This window comes from Neobacillus sp. B4I6 (assembly GCF_050434045.1).
GTDB lineage: Bacteria > Bacillota > Bacilli > Bacillales > Cytobacillaceae > Neobacillus.
Genome location: NZ_JBNPWB010000002.1, coordinates 2,897,378 through 2,913,922, shown reverse-complemented (window position 1 = coordinate 2,913,922; position 16,545 = coordinate 2,897,378). Strand labels below are relative to the sequence as shown.

Genomic DNA, 16,545 nt, shown 5'->3' with positions numbered 1-16,545 from the left:
AATGTGATCTATATGTGTAAAATACATATATAGTAATTTTGTTGAGGTGTAGTCATGACAAACTCTAAAAATAATGTTACTCCATCTAAGAACTTTATCCTTCCATTTATATTATTGCTTCTTAGTAGGATGTCACATCATGGCTATGAACTAAATCAAAAGCTTCAAGCTTTCGGTTTTCACACGCTTGACCAAGGAAATTTGTATCGTTTATTGAGACAACTAGAGAATGACAATCTTGTGCAATCTGAGTGGCATACAAATGGAAGCGGTCCTGCCAAAAGATGTTATTCAATAACTGATGTTGGTAAAGCGTACTTAAAGAGTCATGCTAGACAACTCGAGATATACCAATCTATGCTCGATCAATTTTTTAAAATGTATTCTAGTTTTCTTGAGCTCTACATACCTCCGTTTCATAGGGAGGATAAAATAGAGAAATTTACAAAGTAAATGAGGAGGAACGAAGATGGTCCAAAAGTTGATTCATCAAAAAGAAGAAGTCCTAAAAAAGGAAGTTAAAAAAGTGGAGGTTCCGAAAGTTGAGATTCCAAAAGTAGAGGAGCAAAATGAACCAAGCTATGTTACGGATTCATTTATTGAAACATTTTGGGATCAATTTGAAGGTGCCGTATCTCGTACAAGAGATTATAGAGAACAACGCCAAGACCTTTATTTAGAGGCTATAAAAGAAACAACAAAGTTCAATGGAGTATACCTCAAAACATTAAAGGGTCTTTTTGAGCAAGCAACAAAATTAAATGGCGATTTGCGTAAAGGGTTATTCCAAAACAACATTTTTAAAACAAATGAATCTACTCATGAAGTTACTGAATCTTTAACAAGTCATGTAAGTGAAGCAGCTAGTAAATTAGAGGAGCTTTATTTAACTCCAATTAACTCAGCCTTTGATTTATTTGAAAGAACTGAGAAGCTTTTTGAACAAAATAGCGAGGCATTCATTGAATATACAAATGAAGCACTGAATGCTTGGGAAGCTGTCACAGACAATTATTTAAAACAAGCTAGAAAAACTCATCAAAATATTGCCCATCAATTAGAAGATAGCGTGCGTGTACTTGTTGCTCCAAGTAAATAATGTACATATCTAAAGGAAAACACATTCTTAATCGGATGAGCCCTTCTTTGTTAATAAATATCCCATATTGCAAAAAAAAAGCAGCTTTACCTTCACGGCACGCTGCTTTTTTTATTTCTTGATTGCTGATGACATTTTATAACGGAGTATTCCCTCTTCATATTCTTACTTAAAGAAGGTATTTGAGTAAAGTGGAGTGAGACAAGTATGCATAACCTTAGCACTGAACAATTGCTAGAAGCATTTAATTCTGCTAGTAAGTTAAATCTTTGTAAAGACTTTATTCTGCTATTGGCTAATGAGTTAAACACACGATTTATTAATGAATCACCCATAAATGATTATAGAAAAATTTTAAATCAGTATATTAAATCAGATTAGAATTTGAATATAGTAAAATATTTTTTTTCGTAGATATGAGTAATGTTTATTAATCATAGATTACTTGCACCCTAAGAGGAATTTTTAGACTTTCAGTTAAATTTATTTATTCTTTATTAAGAGATCTTCCAAGAATAAGTTGGGTTTTGCCGTTTAGAATTAAAATTCAGCATTCTATTAAATGGAGGAAGTTATATGAATGAACAAGAAAAAACTATATTTATGAGTGAACAAGAAAAAACTTTACTATACAAAACTTCTATCATTTTAAGAAAAGATACAAGCAAGATGAGTTTAAACGATATTATAGAAGAACTTGTTCATGTTATAGAATCAAAACAAAAGACGCCAGATTGCCAAATCAAGAATAGAAATTGAGCAAGCGAGACTATTAACCTTACAATTGAAATGAAGCAATATTAGGTAATAACAGCCCTATCCATTTAAACTTGGATGGGTATTTTTCGTTATCTAGGATTTCGATTTCCGTAGTACACCCTAAAGGAAAAGGGAACCGGTCTTGGACTAATGATCTGTCATAAAATTATTAAGCAGCATCATGGCAGAATTAGCTATCAAAGTAAAGTGAATGAAGGTACGTTGATTGAGATTAGGTTACCGTTAGCGGTTTAGTTATAAATCCTGAAATTTGCCGTGAATAAATTATAACTTTTCTCATCAACTTAAGAATAACATTAGAGGAGGAGGTGTAATAAGTGTCGCGGAACTTTTATCAGTACTTCACCATAATTTCTTTAGGCATGGTCTTTTTACTAATGATGTCATCCTGCAGTTATTCACAAAGAAAAAATGGTAGTCTAAATAGTGCTCGAGAAAATACTTACAGTATCGAAAAGCCATCGCCAGAGAAAATGCAGGATTTTCATCCAGGTTATTCAGAAACAGTCGACCAGAGAGTTCAGGTACATAATATTAATAAAATTCCTCGTGAAGTTTTAGGCTTTTACACAGAACAGGAAGGCAGTTTTCCAGGTTCTCAACCTACATTTAACTCGCAATTCAACCATATAAGCATCATTGCACCCTTTTGGTACAAGCTTGATGATAAACGTCCAGGCAGTCTGATAGACTCCGTTACAGCTGCTCATAAGAAAAAGGTTATTCTAAGCGCTCATGAAAAACAGGTGAAGGTATATCTAGTTGTTCACAACCTCTTTTATGAAACCACGGAGAAGGGTAAGCAAGTAGCGAGTAATGTACTCGATAACGATAAAAGCCGGAGTGTTTTCATACAAAATTTACGAAATGAAATAAATCAGTTCAGTTATGACGGTATTAATATAGACATGGAAAATTTGTATTTGACAGACCGAGATTCTTTTAGCCTAATGATTAAAAAATTGTCTGATACACTGCATCGTGATGGAAAACTAGTGACGGTTTCCGTCCCGGCAAACACAGGTGATTCGCGTGCTAATCCCTGGTCACCGTGGTTTGATTACGCAAAACTTGGTCTATTTGCAGATCGGTTAATGATTATGACCTACGATGAACACAACGCAAACACAACACCCGGGTCAACGGCGTCGGTTGATTGGACAGAAGCAACGATTCGTTATGCTTTGAATAAAGGAGTCCCTAAATCAAAAATTTTACTCGGTATCGCTGGTTATGGATGGGACTGGGACAAAACAGCTAAAAAGGCTTTATATAGCTCCTATGCACTGTTAATGGAGCATAAAACAAAATATAAAGCTGAAATTTTGTGGGACCCTCGTACGCAAACACCTCATTACAATTATGTAGATGAAAAAAACCATATCCACGAGGCTTGGTTTGAGAATAGTGACAGTCTGAGGTCTAAACTAAACCTTGTAGAAAAATATAACTTACAAGGAATCGGGATTTGGCGACTCGGTTTAGAAGACCCTATGTATTGGAAAGCCATACTCGAGACACTAAAAGTAAAAAAATGATGATCTATGAATGAATTTTCCCTACAGAAAGTAAGACATATAAATAAGCAGATCCAATGAATCTGCTCAGATTGTCGAGAAAAGTTCATTTTCTCGGCAATGTTCATTTTAATTTCTCTTTCTAATTGTCTTTCTGAACGAATACCAAACGGGGCAGGGGAGACCCCGCAGAAGCGAAGCGACGAGGAGGCTCCCCGGCACGCCCGCGAACCGCACGCGCCTGGAGCGCAAATCAACAGACAAGTTGAAAATCCTAGATATTAAAATTATTTTAACTAAGGTCCTATATTACTATTAGAATAGTAGCTGAGGTAGAAAGAAATGGTAAATATGGCTTTAGAAGTTTTTTCGTAATCGGGATACTATAAAGATATAATTACAGCATATTAATGTACTTATGAATACTATTTATCCATATAAAGGTAGGATGTAAAAGGAAATAATGATACCACTGGATGAAGTAAGTTCTTAAAAGGGAGTTATAGTAAAATGCTTTATATAAGGAACATTGAAAAGATCATAAAAGATACATTAGATAAGCATCATTTAAATATTGACTATGAAATTAACAATAATCTCACTGTACCTATGAGTTATAACGTATCGACAAATACTATAAAATTTAATTATCTACAAGTTAACGGTTATATCAACAAAATTAGAATTAAAGAGATAGATGAAAACTTTGTTAGAATTATTCTTTATCATGTGATTGGGTATTACTTGGATTTTAAAAAAAACAAACATGATCTTAGGATTCTAATGTATGGTGAAGATGAAGAAATAGAGAAGCTTAAATCTGAAATTGAAACGAATGCTTGGGAATACGGGAGAACATTGGTACCGGAACAACTGTTACTGTCATATGATAAAGTACGTGAATTAGATAAAACTTTAATAAAGGGCCAATTAACCAATATGTAATCATCATTTTACTTATGGGGTTTTGTAAGGAAAACTTCTTTTTCGTCGTTAATCAACTATCTTAGCTTTTTAAAATATATTACTCGTGAGGTGGAAAAAATTGGAGGCGGATGCTGTTTTTGAAGGTGGTGGGGCTAGGGGAATTGCTTTTATTGGAGCGATTCAAGCAATGGAAGAGGAAAAAGTAGAATGGCAAAGATTAGCTGGAACATCAGCAGGAGCTGTAATCGCTGCTCTTTTGGCAAGCGGCTACAAAAGCTATGAAATTAGAGATCATTTGAGTAAACTAGATTTTTCAAAGCTACGAGGTAGAACGTACTTGAATCGAATTCCGATTTTTGGTACCTTATTAGAACTAATGATTCATCTTGGAATTTATAAAAACGATTACTTGGAAATCTGGATGGATTCACTTCTTTTAGAAAAAGGAATTAAGACATTTGCGGATCTACCAGAGGAAAAATTGAAGATAATCGCTTCTGATGTTACGAATGGCCAAATGCTTGTTTTGCCAGATGATTTGGATCGGTATGGGATGACTCCTGCTGATTTTAAGGTTTCAACCGCAGTTATGATGAGTGCCTCTCTCCCATTTTTCTTCCGTCCGGTTATTTGGAAATCAAAAGACCGTAAAAAGTCCTACATTTTAGATGGTGGTTTACTAAGTAACTTTCCAATATGGATATTTGATACGGAAAACCCTCGGTTTCCAACGTTCGGCTTCCGTTTTGTGAAAGATAAAGTTAACATAGATCCAGTAATACCAACGCCCCTCCACCTTTTTAAAAATATATTTAAAACGATGATTCAAGCCCATGATCTACGACATTTGAACAAAGAAACGATTGAACGTACCATTCAAATTCCAACTGGTGACATCAACGCTACTGATTTTGAATTGGATAAGGCTGAAATCGATTTTCTCTATATGTCAGGCTATTCTTCTACAAAAGAATTTTTATCGAAGTGGGATTTTGAACAATATAAGGTTAAAAGAATGCAAGGATTAAAGTATAAGTAGTTGAAAAGGCCATTTCTCGAACTTTATTTAGAAAATAGATTAAAAGTGAATGTAATCAGGTGCACAATAGCAAGAGCACCTAATAGATACGTACCGATATAGAGTAGTACTTCCATTAGTTTCCTCCTCAATTTTTTACACTTCCATACTTAAGTCATTATAAACAAGGTATATTGAAAAAGTTGTCGATATTCCTCATTTTAAATGAACTGTTAACTTCTTTTAATAAAAGAAAAAGATTTTCATTGTTTGACTTATGTTTGTAAAAAAAGCCATGCTATTCTAAGCACGGCTTTTCTCATTTCCACCATTTCCACCATTTCCTTTGCTCGGCGACTGCGATTTGCTTTCTGGTTTCTTCCTCAATCATTTTACTTCGTTCCTTCTCCAGTTGCTCCATACGTTCTACATACTTCAAAATTAGATTAATCTTCTCTTCTTGCCTAGCCTCCCGTACTGCCTTCTCCTTCAAATGTTTGATTAATTCTAAGTTTACTTGATCCAAATGTTCTATACGATCCAATAGCTCTTCAGTGTTAGTATTTTGCTCAATATCCCCGTCATTAGTTGTCTGTAACGGCACCACTTCCGTAAGGGTTACCGTTTTATATTCTTCAGAGGTCCATGTCATCACTGCCTCGGCTGAACGTTCCATCGTCATACCCTCTTGCTTACTGAATTCGATTAATTTGCGGAGAGTGATAACATCTTTATCTATATAGGTTCTATGTCCTCTATTATTACGCTGAACTTGATACCCATGTCCTTCTAAGAGAATGGCATACTTCCGTAATGTACTACCATCAATTCCAAGCAATTCCTGTACGTCACTAGGTGAATATATTATCGTCATAACACTACACCTCCAATTTAACACTTCTATAAAACGCTGAGAATTCCTTTTTTTATTAGAATTTTTTTCTGAATGAAGTATAGGTCATGCACAATATGGAAGGAATGTCTAAACCATATCAACGGGAACAACGTTTACAACGTGAACCAATAAACTATGGTGAATCGGTTCAAGATTATGACCGATACTCAGAACAGCTAGAAGAATCTCTGGATATTCCATACCGAATTGCTTGTGGATCTTTTAATTTGGATGATTATGATAAAAGTTCTAAATATATATAACCTTTTCTAAAAAAGTTAGAATTTAAAAAAAACGGAATAAAAAATACAATAAAAAGTGTAAAGATGATTTAAAAAATCTTATAGGGGGCAAAAGGAAATATAAATTTAAGAATGTTTACTTCAAAAATGTAACCGGTATCAATTTTTTTAATGATTAAAAAATAGGGGGACATGATCAATGAATGTTTGGCAACCAAATAGCCCATTAGGGGGATTACCATTTATTTAGAATGCAAGTTCAAAACGTGAATCAAGCTATGACCTAACAGGGGGAAATAGAGATTTTGTTGAAGTTGAACCTGGTACAACTGCAGTAATGGCTGATATCAAAGGAGCTGGGTGTATAAAACATATTTGGATGACAACAAGATGCTATGCTCCACAATATTTACGGAAACTTGTCCTAGAAATGTATTGGGATGGGGAGGAAAATCCAAGTGTAAGAGTTCCTTTTGGTGACTTTTTTGGAATAGGGCATGCAACCTGTAAGCACTATGTTTCCCTTCCTTTGAGTATGATCATGGGTGAGAAAAGAGGGACTAAATGACCATTTGCTGCATCAATGAACTGTTATTTTCCAATGCCATTTGCTGATGGTGCTAAAATTCAATTAATCAATGAAAGTGAAGAAAAAATAGAGAATTTGTTTTATTATGTAGATTATGAATCATATGACAGCAAGGAACAAATTCCGGATGATCTTGGAAGATTTCATGCCACCTGGAACCGTGAAAACCCTTGTGAAAAGGTAGTGTTTAACAGTGATATTGAAAACCCGGCACCATGGGACCTTCCAGGTAAAAATACAACGGGTGATGAAAACTATGTCATTCTAGATGCTGAGGGGAAAGGGCATTATGTTGGATGCGTATTAAACATTGATAATTTTGATGCCTCCAATCAAGAGTACACATGGCCAGGCGAAGGTGATGATATGTTCTTCATTGATGGAGAACAATGGCCGCCATCCCTCCATGGTACAGGGACAGAAGACTACTTTAATGCAGCATGGGGTTTCCCTAGTGGAGAATATGCCGGTCCTTATCATGGCGTATCTTTAGGAAGCGATGTACAAGAGCACTTTGGAAAATGGAGCCTATACCGTTTCCATATCGAAGATACAATCCGTTTTAACAAATCGATTCGCGCAACGATAGAGCATGGCCACGCAAATGATCAAGGAAATGATTATTCTAGTGTTGCTTATTGGTATCAACTGGAGCCTCATAAACCACTTCCGGAGCTTCCTCCAGTAAAAGAACGCCTTCCTAGAAGATGGCCAGAACATGGGTTGTGGGATCGATAATTTAAATCAAAAATTAAGGGGGCTGTAAAGGGTGAAGAAAAAAGGAATTCTAACGATTATTTCTCTACTTTTAGTATTATCTGTCTTTTTATCGGGATGTTCGGAAGAAAAAACAGGAAGTTCAGAAACAAAAGGTGACAATAAATCCATTACTGTTCTTGTTGAAGGGGGAAGCCCGGCATTTAAGGTAGCAAAAGAAACAGCAGCGGAATTTAAACAGAAAACAGGGTATGAAGTGAAAATTGAATCGGTTCCCTATACCGGAGTTTATGACAAATTAAAAGCTGAGGTAGCTTCACAGGCAGGAGCTTTCGACGTTGCAACCATTGATATTCTTTGGTTTCCTGCTCTTGCTGGTGGACTTTTACCCTTAGATGATCTAATCGTAGATGACGTTAAAAATGATTTATTTCCAGGTCTAGTAGAAGGCGGAAGCTATAATAATGAAGTTTATGGAATGCCTGTATGGACGAATGCAAAAAATTTAATCTATCGGAAAGATCTATTCGAAGATCCAAAGAATAAAGCTGATTTCAAAGCAAAATATGGCTATGATTTACATCCGCCAACAACATGGGATGAATATAGAGATACAGCAAAGTTTTTTACTAGAGATACCGATAATGATAAAAAAGTTGATATGTACGGAACAACGGTATTTGGTGCGAACAATGGGGATGCAGTAGCTAGCTGGCTTGATCATGCTGCTCAAGCAGGTGCGAAACCCTTGGTAGTTGGTGATAATGGCAAAGTTCTTGTAAACACGAAACCGTATGTTGATTCATTACAATTTTTAGTTGACCTTTTAAAGAAGGATCAATCGGTTCCAGCAGGAGCACTTGAAATGGCATCTGCTGAAACTTCTGAGCTATTTTGGAATGGAAAATCTGCAATGATGCTAGCATGGGGTCACTTTTATGTCCCTTCAAATGACCCAAAACAATCAAAGGTGGCAGGAAAAGTAGGAAGTGCCCCAATGATCGGTGGAGGAGCAGGAATAGGTGCAGTACCAGGTCCATGGTATCAGGTTATCCCAAGTTCTTCAAAAAAACAGGAGATCGCCAAAAAGTACCTGAACTTCATTTATGATAAGAATGAACTATTTATGAAATCATTGGGAGTAGCAGCCAGAAAATCTGTTTTTGAAAATTATAGCACGAAAAATGGTTATGAGCATTTGCAACCGCTTATGACAACATTAAGCGGACCACAAACTCAAAATCGACCTGCTATTAAGGAATGGCAGCAAATTGAAAGTGAAGCACTCATCCCAGCCGTGCAATATGCACTTTCAGGAGAAAAGACACCACAGGAGGCACTTGATTGGGCAGCGGGAGTAATAAAAGATCTATTGCCGCCACAATAAAATGAATATGTTTTGATAGAACCTTTTCATGGGCCCATTATTCCATGAAAAGGTTCTTATCCAAAAAATATAGTTTAAAAGATTAATAGAAAGGAGTGGATTTCATGAGAATGAAAAATGGGGCATTATCGACCATGTTTTTCTTTCCTGCAGGTATCTTTATGTTGGTGTTTCTGGTCTATCCAATATTACTTTTAATCAGAGATAGTTTTTATAAGATAGATTTAATAAATCCTTCATTAAGAGAATTTGTCGGCTTTGCTAACTATACAAGCTCGTTGACTTCCTCACGATTTTTAAAAGCACTTTGGAACACAGTGGTTTATATAGGAGTAGCGGTGTGTATCGAGTTTATCTTAGGTCTGATCCTTGCATTGCTCCTAAGTAATGCTTTCAAAGGAAGCCAATTTATTCGGACACTATTGTTAAGCCCACTAATGTTAGCACCTTTAGTAACAGGATTAATTTGGAAATTCATGCTTAATGATCAATTCGGCATCATCAACTGGGGGCTTTATAAACTAGGACTCCTCTCTGACCCACATCAAATACTCTGGTTATCCGACTCCCGTTTTGCACTTTATTCTACGATTATTGCAGATATTTGGTTAACAACACCTTTCATAATGCTCGTATTATTAGCAGGTATTAAAGGAATCCCCATTAGTTTATATGAATCTGCTGAAATAGATGGGGCTAATAAATGGCATAAGTTTCGTTACATTACATTTCCTTCGCTTATTCCGGTAGCAACAGTAGCATTACTAATTCGTATTATTGATGCTGCAAGAACCTTTGATATTGTTTGGGTGCTTACACAAGGGGGACCAGGTTTTTCTTCTGAAGTGCTAAGTACATATATGTATAAGACATTAACTCGTTATGGAGAAGTCGGGCAGTCTAGTGCAATGGCGGTAATCTTTATAATCATTTTATTAATCCTAAGTTCTTTCTTCATTACAAAAATGTGGTCTCCTAGGAAAAGACATGGATAAAGATAAGAGAGGTGAAAGATAGAATGGCCCATATGCCAATAAAAGAAACAATGGTAGGAAAACCGGTTTGGATCACTAATTTTTATTATAAACATAAAATATGGACGATGATTATATTTTTGGTCACATGTTTACTGGCTTTATTATTCTTAGGTCCGTATATCTATCTATTGTTAACGTCCTTAAAACCATCCGCCGAGGCAGTTACTGCACCACCGAGGTTATGGCCTTCGAAATTTTCGCTAGAAAATTATAAAAACATGCTAAATACCTTACCGATAGGGAAATATTTTTTGAATAGCTTAATTACTGCAGGCGCTAGTACCATTTTAAGTGTATTTTTTGGTGCAATGGCTGCATATGGAATCTCTAGGTTCTCTTCCATTACTGGAAATTACTTTTTGTTATTTACCTTAGTGATAAGAATGGTACCAATGATTAGTATTGCTATACCGATGTATATGATTATAAAAAGTATGGGCTTAATTGATACCCATTTGGCCTTAATATTGGTGTATACCAGCTTGAATGTACCGTTTGCCATTTGGTTATTAATTGGTTTTTTTGACTCGGTTCCTAAAGAATTTGATGAAGCGGCTAGGGTGGATGGATGCAGCTGGATCGGTTCCTTTATACGCATTATTCTTCCTGTTTCACTCCCTGGACTGGCCACAACAGCTATCTTTACCTTTATGTTGGCATGGAATGATTTCTTGTTCTCGTTACTTATGACCAGTACGAAAGCAAAAACGGCTACAGTAGGAATTTCAGAATTTTTAACAGCTTATAATCTTGATCTAGGGCCAATGACAGCTGCTGCCATCTCATTTAGTCTACCTGTAATGATATTTTCCTTTTTCGTTCAACGTTACATTGTAAGCGGTATGACATTAGGAGCTGTTAAAGAATAACTTTATTTATAATCGATAGTGGAATTCATATTCAAAGCTTAAAATTTTTTAGACTGGTGCGGGTGATGCTTTCTTAGGAGGGATTATTCATAAATTAATAGAATATAATGTATATCCTTCCTATTTGAAGTTTATTGGAGGTGGTTGGAATGGAAAAGTTTGCTAATGCTGTTGCTTCCATATCTGTCACAAGAAAAGGAGGTATTCCTAGCATGCCTAAACTTGAAGAAGTGTAGGATCTATTGTACCGCGAAGATGGAGGGAACGTAAAACTACTCACCCTGGATATCTATCAATTAAAGAGCATTTGGTCATAGGGATTTAGATCAACTTAAATCGAAATATGAGAAATTTAATGCGTTATCATGGACAAAATTTTTAAACTGGAGAAACCACATGCCTAAACTAATGAGACTTATCGACTCTCCAATCAAGCGTAAAATTATCTTATTAGCTTTGTTTTCAGCTCTAATACCTTTACTTGTTATTGGTCCTTTTACGTTCATTTATTTTAATAAAGTAATAGAAAATAAAGTATCTACAACCATTAATAACTTTTTAAATATAGTCGATTGGAATATAAATGCATTTGTAGGCAATGTAGAAAATGTATCTAATGGTATCTTTCTTTCAAATGAAATTCATGCATATTTAACTTATAAAAAAACAGATCCAAAGTTATACAGATTAGAGACTTCATCCCTAGAAAACCTAAATAATATAACGGTAGTAAACAATCCTTTTATTAATGCCATTTATGTTGGTAATGAAAATCACGGCTTTTTGAAAATAAACCGTGGGGAACGGAATATTAAAAATAACATCTATCAAACAATAAAAAAGTCCAATATCTATCCGCATTTGATTAATGGCCAATGGCAAGGTGAATGGTTAAATGGTAGTGATTTAAAACTTGTTAAAGATAGTAACCATTCTTTACTTTATGGTAGAAATATTAGAGACCTTGGAACGAAGGAACAAATGGGGTTAGTACTTATAGATCTTGATCAATCTTATTTCGAGAATATGTTTAAAAATAGTAATCCTCCTGGAGATATTTTGGTGTTAGATGGGGATAAAATTTTGTTCTCGAGTAGTGATCATAGTTTCTCTCCCTCTCAGGTAGCTAAAATAATTCAAGGGCGTGGTAAAAGCGGGACAATTAAAAAAGTGATGAATGGAACGCAATATTTCTTTAATTATCATACAAACAAGAAAACCAATTGGGATGTTGTAAGTATTATCCCATATAAAAATATTGTTCGTGAGGTAAATCAACTTCGATTAATAACGATCTCTTTATTAGTGCTAGCGCTCATATTGTCCTTGATCATAGCCTTATTTATAACTAGGAGAATTACAAAACATTTAAGTTTGCTGCGAATGGTTACTGAAAAAATGGAAAAGAGAGAGACTGTAGTAGGTATTCATTTTAATAATGAGGATGAAATTGGACAAATTGGGAACCGAATTGTTCATCTTTATAACTGGAATAATGATTTAACCAAAAGGTTATTTAAATCACAAATAAAGGAAAAAGAAGCAGAGCTATTAGCCTTGCAAAGCCACATTAATCCGCATTTTTTATATAATACTTTGAACACTATTTTTTGGATGGCGGAGAAGTTAAAAGCGAAGCAGATTGCAAAAATTGCAATTAATTTGTCAAAAATCTTTAAACTTACATTAAATGATGGAAATCATATTACCTTTGTTAAAAATGAAATGGAACAAGTTAAAAGTTATCTGGATATCCAAAATATTCGTTTCGACCATAAAATCATCTATACATTTAATATCGAACCTGAAATCATGGAAGAAAAAATCATTAAATTGCTGTTACAGCCCATTGTAGAAAACTCTGTCTACCATGGTTTAGAACAACAGGAAAGAGGAACCATCATGATTGAAGGCTATAAACAGCATGACGGTTTAGTTTTTAAGATTAGTGATACTGGAGAAGGTTTTGACATGAACGAGGTGGATATTAACACAAAGGGTTATGCTTTGAAAAATATAAATGAACGATTGAAACTTTTTTATGGAAAAGAATATGGATTAAAGATCGAGAGTGAAATAGGAAAGGGAACGACCGTTTATCTTAAGATTGGCCTGAATAATGACGGAATCATCCATGACAATTTTTAAGGGGTTTTCTATTATGTATAAACTTTTAATTGTTGATGATGAAAAAATTGTAATTGAAGGCTTGAAATCAGCAACTAACTGGAAGGAACATCACATTGAAATTGTAGGATCGGCTTCTGACGGAGAAGAAGCCTTTAAAGAAATTATTAACAAAAAGCCTGACATTGTTTTAGCCGATATAAGAATTCCAAAAATGAATGGATTGGATTTAATAAAAGAAACAAAGAATCTTAATCTAGAAACTGTTTTTATCATTATTAGTGGGTATTCAAAATTTGATTACGCCAAAAGGGCCATTCAACTCGAGGCAATTGACTATCTGGTCAAACCAATTGAGGTGGATGAAATTGTTTGTTCTATTAAAAAAGCCATTTTAAAACTTGAAAAAATAAAAAATGAAAAACAAACAACTGAACGGATTAATGAATATCAAATTGCATTAGAAGAAAAACGTGTTCTTGATTACATCTTAGGACATAGATTTGTTGACCCTGAAATAGACCAAAAATTAAATCGTTTTTCTTTTTTAAACATCGGATTGAAAGGGTTTACATGGGATGATTCAAAAGAGACTGAAAAACTTCAGGTCCCATTAGGTTGTATGAAAAATCTATTGGAAAACAGGGGAATTGAGAGTTTCATTTATACGATTGATAGTCAAATTGTAATCATGTTTTCCAATTCCAGTTTTGAGATTAGGAATGACTTGGTTCATGATCTTGTGTCATTGATTTTTCATGATATCAAATTAAAACCGATTGTTGGAATCAGCAATGTATATGAAAATATTTCGGAAATAAAGAAAGCATACAGTGAAGCAACAGAAGCATTGAAAAATGGAATTTTTTCAAACCAGTTAGTAACATATTATAAAGAATTAGAAACTTTTAATCATTCATTTGGAAACAGTATTATCGAAGAAATTAATCAATTTTTTAATGAAAAAAACCCAAATCTTCTTAGTAGAATGAATCTTTTCATGGCCAAAGTTTTTCTCGATTGTAAAAAGAGTAACCTGTCCCCGGAAAAATCAAAATATGTATGTTTTAAAATAGTTAATCATTTTTTGGAATATATCGAAAGTGAATATGAAGTAAATAAAAGTGGTGGCGAAAGATATTTATTATACGAAGAGTTAAATCTATTACAGTCTTTGGAAGAAATCAGAGATTGGCTTGAACAATTTATTGATCAATCAACTGAATTTTTAAAGGAGAACCACGTGTCCTATAATGAAAAACTAATCATCGACTTAAAAAGTTTCATAAATACTAATTATAAGGAACCCATCGTTTTAGATGACTTAGGTAAGTTGTTCCATAAGAACCCTGCGTACCTGTGCAGTTTGTTTTCTAAGGCAGTTGGTAACACCATCTTTGAATATATTACAAATGTTAGATTGAATAATGCCAAGAAATTACTAAGAAGCTCAAATTTAAAAGTATCAGAAATTTGTAAACAAGTAGGCTACGAAAATCAAAAATACTTTAATCAAGTATTCAAGAAAAATATTGGAACAACCCCAGGTTTCTACCGTTCACAACACATACTAAAGTAAATGTTGGTGGAGTGTTATTTGTGGAGTCCACCTATGAATGTGCTTAATTGTAAATAATTCAATAAAGCCATCGGAGGCGAAGGGAAAATGAATCGACGAAAGAAGAGATTACGAAACATCTTCACAAAAATGGCAGCAAGACTTATTTTTTAGTGAATTTTCCTTCTTTGTTCATAAGAACCAATTGAAAAGAATAAACATCAAAATAGTGTGGGTATTTTTTTCTAGGAGGAATAAACATGAATGATGTCCTTGAAAGAACAGCAAAATTTGAACACCGTTTTTGGCTCCAAATATTAGGTGATCATTCGAGGTTTATTTTCGAAGCTCTTGCACCTGTTCAAAAAGAGGAAATTGAGAAGGCATCATCTTTTATTCGAGTTTTTGACAAACTTCTGGAGCGTGCAAATTCCTCAGATTTAGTGCCATTCACAATTGAAGCTGAAACAGAGGTTATAAGATTACGGAAATTTAAATTGGACTTATTAAGTAAACATCTGATAGGGAAAATAAAAATTCACCTTTCGCCAACCTTTATTAATCATATGGTCAATGAATTAGAGGAATACTTAAGAATTTTAATACACCTAAAAGCAGGGGATGCTCCTCCTGTTTACCATGAACTACATCATCATCTTTTATGGTTATTAGATGCTGCAGGTCATTCAGAGGCAATTTCCTTTAATTTAGATAGTGTTGAAAAGAAACTCATTGAGAAAAGTAATACATTTAGGAAGAGTTTTGAAGATTTTTACTTGAAATCAGTTGAACTAGCAGGATATTTAAGAACTAATTTGACTTCGTTCCCTGCTTTATCAAAAATGAATTCAGACAGCCAGTTAGAAATAAAATTATTTCAAAATTTTCTACATGAAATAGAAGAACTCAGACTAAGTAAGCAAGCATTAGGAACATTCGCCCCCCTAATGGCGGATCATATGTATCGTGAAGAATGTTATTATCTTATGAAATTAGCAGAATCGGCAAATCTTGACTCACCCAATTGTGATCCTGCTAAACCTCGACTTAAGGAATAATTCAATGAGAAATAAAAGGGAAACACAACCACAACCACAACCAATGATCGGTCAAGCATGGACTGGTAGACATGTGATCTTGCTTCACTGTACAAACAATAATCAATTAATAAATCTTTATAAAAGTTTCCATGCTCCGTTTGAGCCTCCACGTCAAAATTGCGCAGAAACTTTGTCGCAATTACTGAGTATCGGATATCGTGTTATGGCGATTACGCCCATCTCAGCAAATCATATTCAATATTTTTTGGTACTAGGAGATTAAAGATGCAGAACCAACGATTGCGATAAAAATGAACCCAATCTTTTGCAGTGGGTTCATTTTTTGTTTCTCTATTAATCTAGATTCTCTGAAATTAATTATTGACAAAGTGATTGAATACTACTAAAATTAGAAATTATTTAACAATAATTTAGTTTGTGAGATAAGATGTAATAATGCATAACTTTTTTTAGCTGGGGATTTTGAACCATTTGTTCTTCAACATAAATTAAATACTAAGCAAGCTATGATTGCTATGGATCAAACTATAGCAGGAGCAGCTTCTGGAGAGACCGCAGGAAATCTGCGGCGCCGAAGGGTTCACAATCTCAGGCAAAAGGACAGAAGAGTACGAGTTTTATTTGTTATTCTGACAAAAGAGTAATGGATATTATTTGTTATTCTTATGACCGAAGAGATTGGAGAAATTCCAATCTCTTTTTTCATGGAGTTTAACCCTTTG

Annotated in this window: 15 protein-coding genes, 2 pseudogenes and 1 riboswitch; of the genes and pseudogenes, 16 read left to right on the top strand and 1 reads right to left on the bottom strand. The window is 34.4% G+C overall.

The genetic code is table 11. The features are described 5' to 3' along the window. Positions 1-54 precede the first annotated feature (54 nt). From QF028_RS16420 to QF028_RS16385, 8 genes and pseudogenes are all read left to right on the top strand, one after another. Positions 55-453 (top strand): helix-turn-helix transcriptional regulator, encoded by a 399-nt coding sequence (locus QF028_RS16420; protein ID WP_429466956.1) that lies wholly within the window; start codon positions 55-57, stop codon positions 451-453. Between the two features lie 28 nt (positions 454-481). Next, complete coding sequence (locus tag QF028_RS16415; RefSeq protein ID WP_429466954.1) at positions 482-1,099, top strand: hypothetical protein; 618 nt, start codon at positions 482-484, stop codon at positions 1,097-1,099. A 207-nt stretch (positions 1,100-1,306) separates the two neighbouring features. Further along, a complete protein-coding gene (gene sda, locus QF028_RS16410) occupies positions 1,307-1,480 on the top strand; it encodes a sporulation histidine kinase inhibitor Sda (RefSeq protein ID WP_429466952.1) in 174 nt (57 codons plus the stop codon). 195 nt (positions 1,481-1,675) lie between these two features. Beyond that, a complete protein-coding gene (locus QF028_RS16405; protein ID WP_429466950.1) occupies positions 1,676-1,858 on the top strand; it encodes a hypothetical protein in 183 nt (60 codons plus the stop codon). A gap of 114 nt (positions 1,859-1,972) precedes the next feature. Next, a pseudogene (locus QF028_RS16400) lies at positions 1,973-2,113 on the top strand (ATP-binding protein); the annotation flags it as partial. A gap of 83 nt (positions 2,114-2,196) precedes the next feature. Then, positions 2,197-3,417 carry a glycosyl hydrolase family 18 protein gene (locus QF028_RS16395; protein WP_429466948.1) on the top strand — a complete coding sequence of 407 codons (1,221 nt, stop codon included), beginning with the start codon at positions 2,197-2,199 and terminating at the stop codon, positions 3,415-3,417. A 489-nt stretch (positions 3,418-3,906) separates the two neighbouring features. Continuing rightward, positions 3,907-4,341: a hypothetical protein gene (locus QF028_RS16390; RefSeq protein ID WP_410883700.1), complete on the top strand. Its 435-nt coding sequence runs from the start codon at positions 3,907-3,909 to the stop codon at positions 4,339-4,341. Positions 4,342-4,441: 100 nt separating this feature from the next. Further along, on the top strand, positions 4,442-5,362 hold the full coding sequence (locus tag QF028_RS16385) for a patatin-like phospholipase family protein (RefSeq protein WP_429466946.1): 921 nt from the start codon (positions 4,442-4,444) through the stop codon (positions 5,360-5,362). 298 nt (positions 5,363-5,660) lie between these two features. On the opposite strand, the gene QF028_RS16380 is transcribed toward QF028_RS16385, so the two are convergent. Next, entirely contained in the window at positions 5,661-6,215 is a 555-nt protein-coding gene (locus tag QF028_RS16380; protein ID WP_429466944.1) for a MerR family transcriptional regulator, read from the bottom strand. An 86-nt stretch (positions 6,216-6,301) separates the two neighbouring features. Between QF028_RS16380 and QF028_RS16375 the strand changes: the two genes are divergently transcribed. The 8 genes and pseudogenes from QF028_RS16375 (at position 6,302) to QF028_RS16340 (ending at position 15,820) form a co-directional block, all read left to right on the top strand. Further along, positions 6,302-6,499, top strand: a complete 198-nt coding sequence (locus QF028_RS16375; RefSeq protein ID WP_429466942.1) for a hypothetical protein — start codon at positions 6,302-6,304, stop codon at positions 6,497-6,499. A 316-nt stretch (positions 6,500-6,815) separates the two neighbouring features. Further along, positions 6,816-7,805, top strand: a pseudogene (locus tag QF028_RS16370) (glycoside hydrolase family 172 protein). A gap of 31 nt (positions 7,806-7,836) precedes the next feature. Then, complete coding sequence (locus QF028_RS16365) at positions 7,837-9,171, top strand: ABC transporter substrate-binding protein (RefSeq protein ID WP_215003413.1); 1,335 nt, start codon at positions 7,837-7,839, stop codon at positions 9,169-9,171. Between the two features lie 104 nt (positions 9,172-9,275). After that, positions 9,276-10,166, top strand: a complete 891-nt coding sequence (locus QF028_RS16360) for a carbohydrate ABC transporter permease (RefSeq protein ID WP_251033046.1) — start codon at positions 9,276-9,278, stop codon at positions 10,164-10,166. Positions 10,167-10,459: 293 nt separating this feature from the next. Then, positions 10,460-11,077 (top strand): carbohydrate ABC transporter permease, encoded by a 618-nt coding sequence (locus QF028_RS16355; protein ID WP_251033045.1) that lies wholly within the window; start codon positions 10,460-10,462, stop codon positions 11,075-11,077. 396 nt (positions 11,078-11,473) lie between these two features. Next, positions 11,474-13,225: a sensor histidine kinase gene (locus QF028_RS16350; RefSeq protein ID WP_429466939.1), complete on the top strand. Its 1,752-nt coding sequence runs from the start codon at positions 11,474-11,476 to the stop codon at positions 13,223-13,225. A 13-nt stretch (positions 13,226-13,238) separates the two neighbouring features. Then, positions 13,239-14,783 carry a response regulator gene (locus tag QF028_RS16345; RefSeq protein ID WP_429466937.1) on the top strand — a complete coding sequence of 515 codons (1,545 nt, stop codon included), beginning with the start codon at positions 13,239-13,241 and terminating at the stop codon, positions 14,781-14,783. A 239-nt stretch (positions 14,784-15,022) separates the two neighbouring features. Then, a complete protein-coding gene (locus QF028_RS16340) occupies positions 15,023-15,820 on the top strand; it encodes a DUF2935 domain-containing protein (protein ID WP_429466935.1) in 798 nt (265 codons plus the stop codon). 536 nt (positions 15,821-16,356) lie between these two features. Further along, positions 16,357-16,437: riboswitch (glycine riboswitch) on the top strand. The last annotated feature ends 108 nt before the right edge of the window (positions 16,438-16,545 follow it).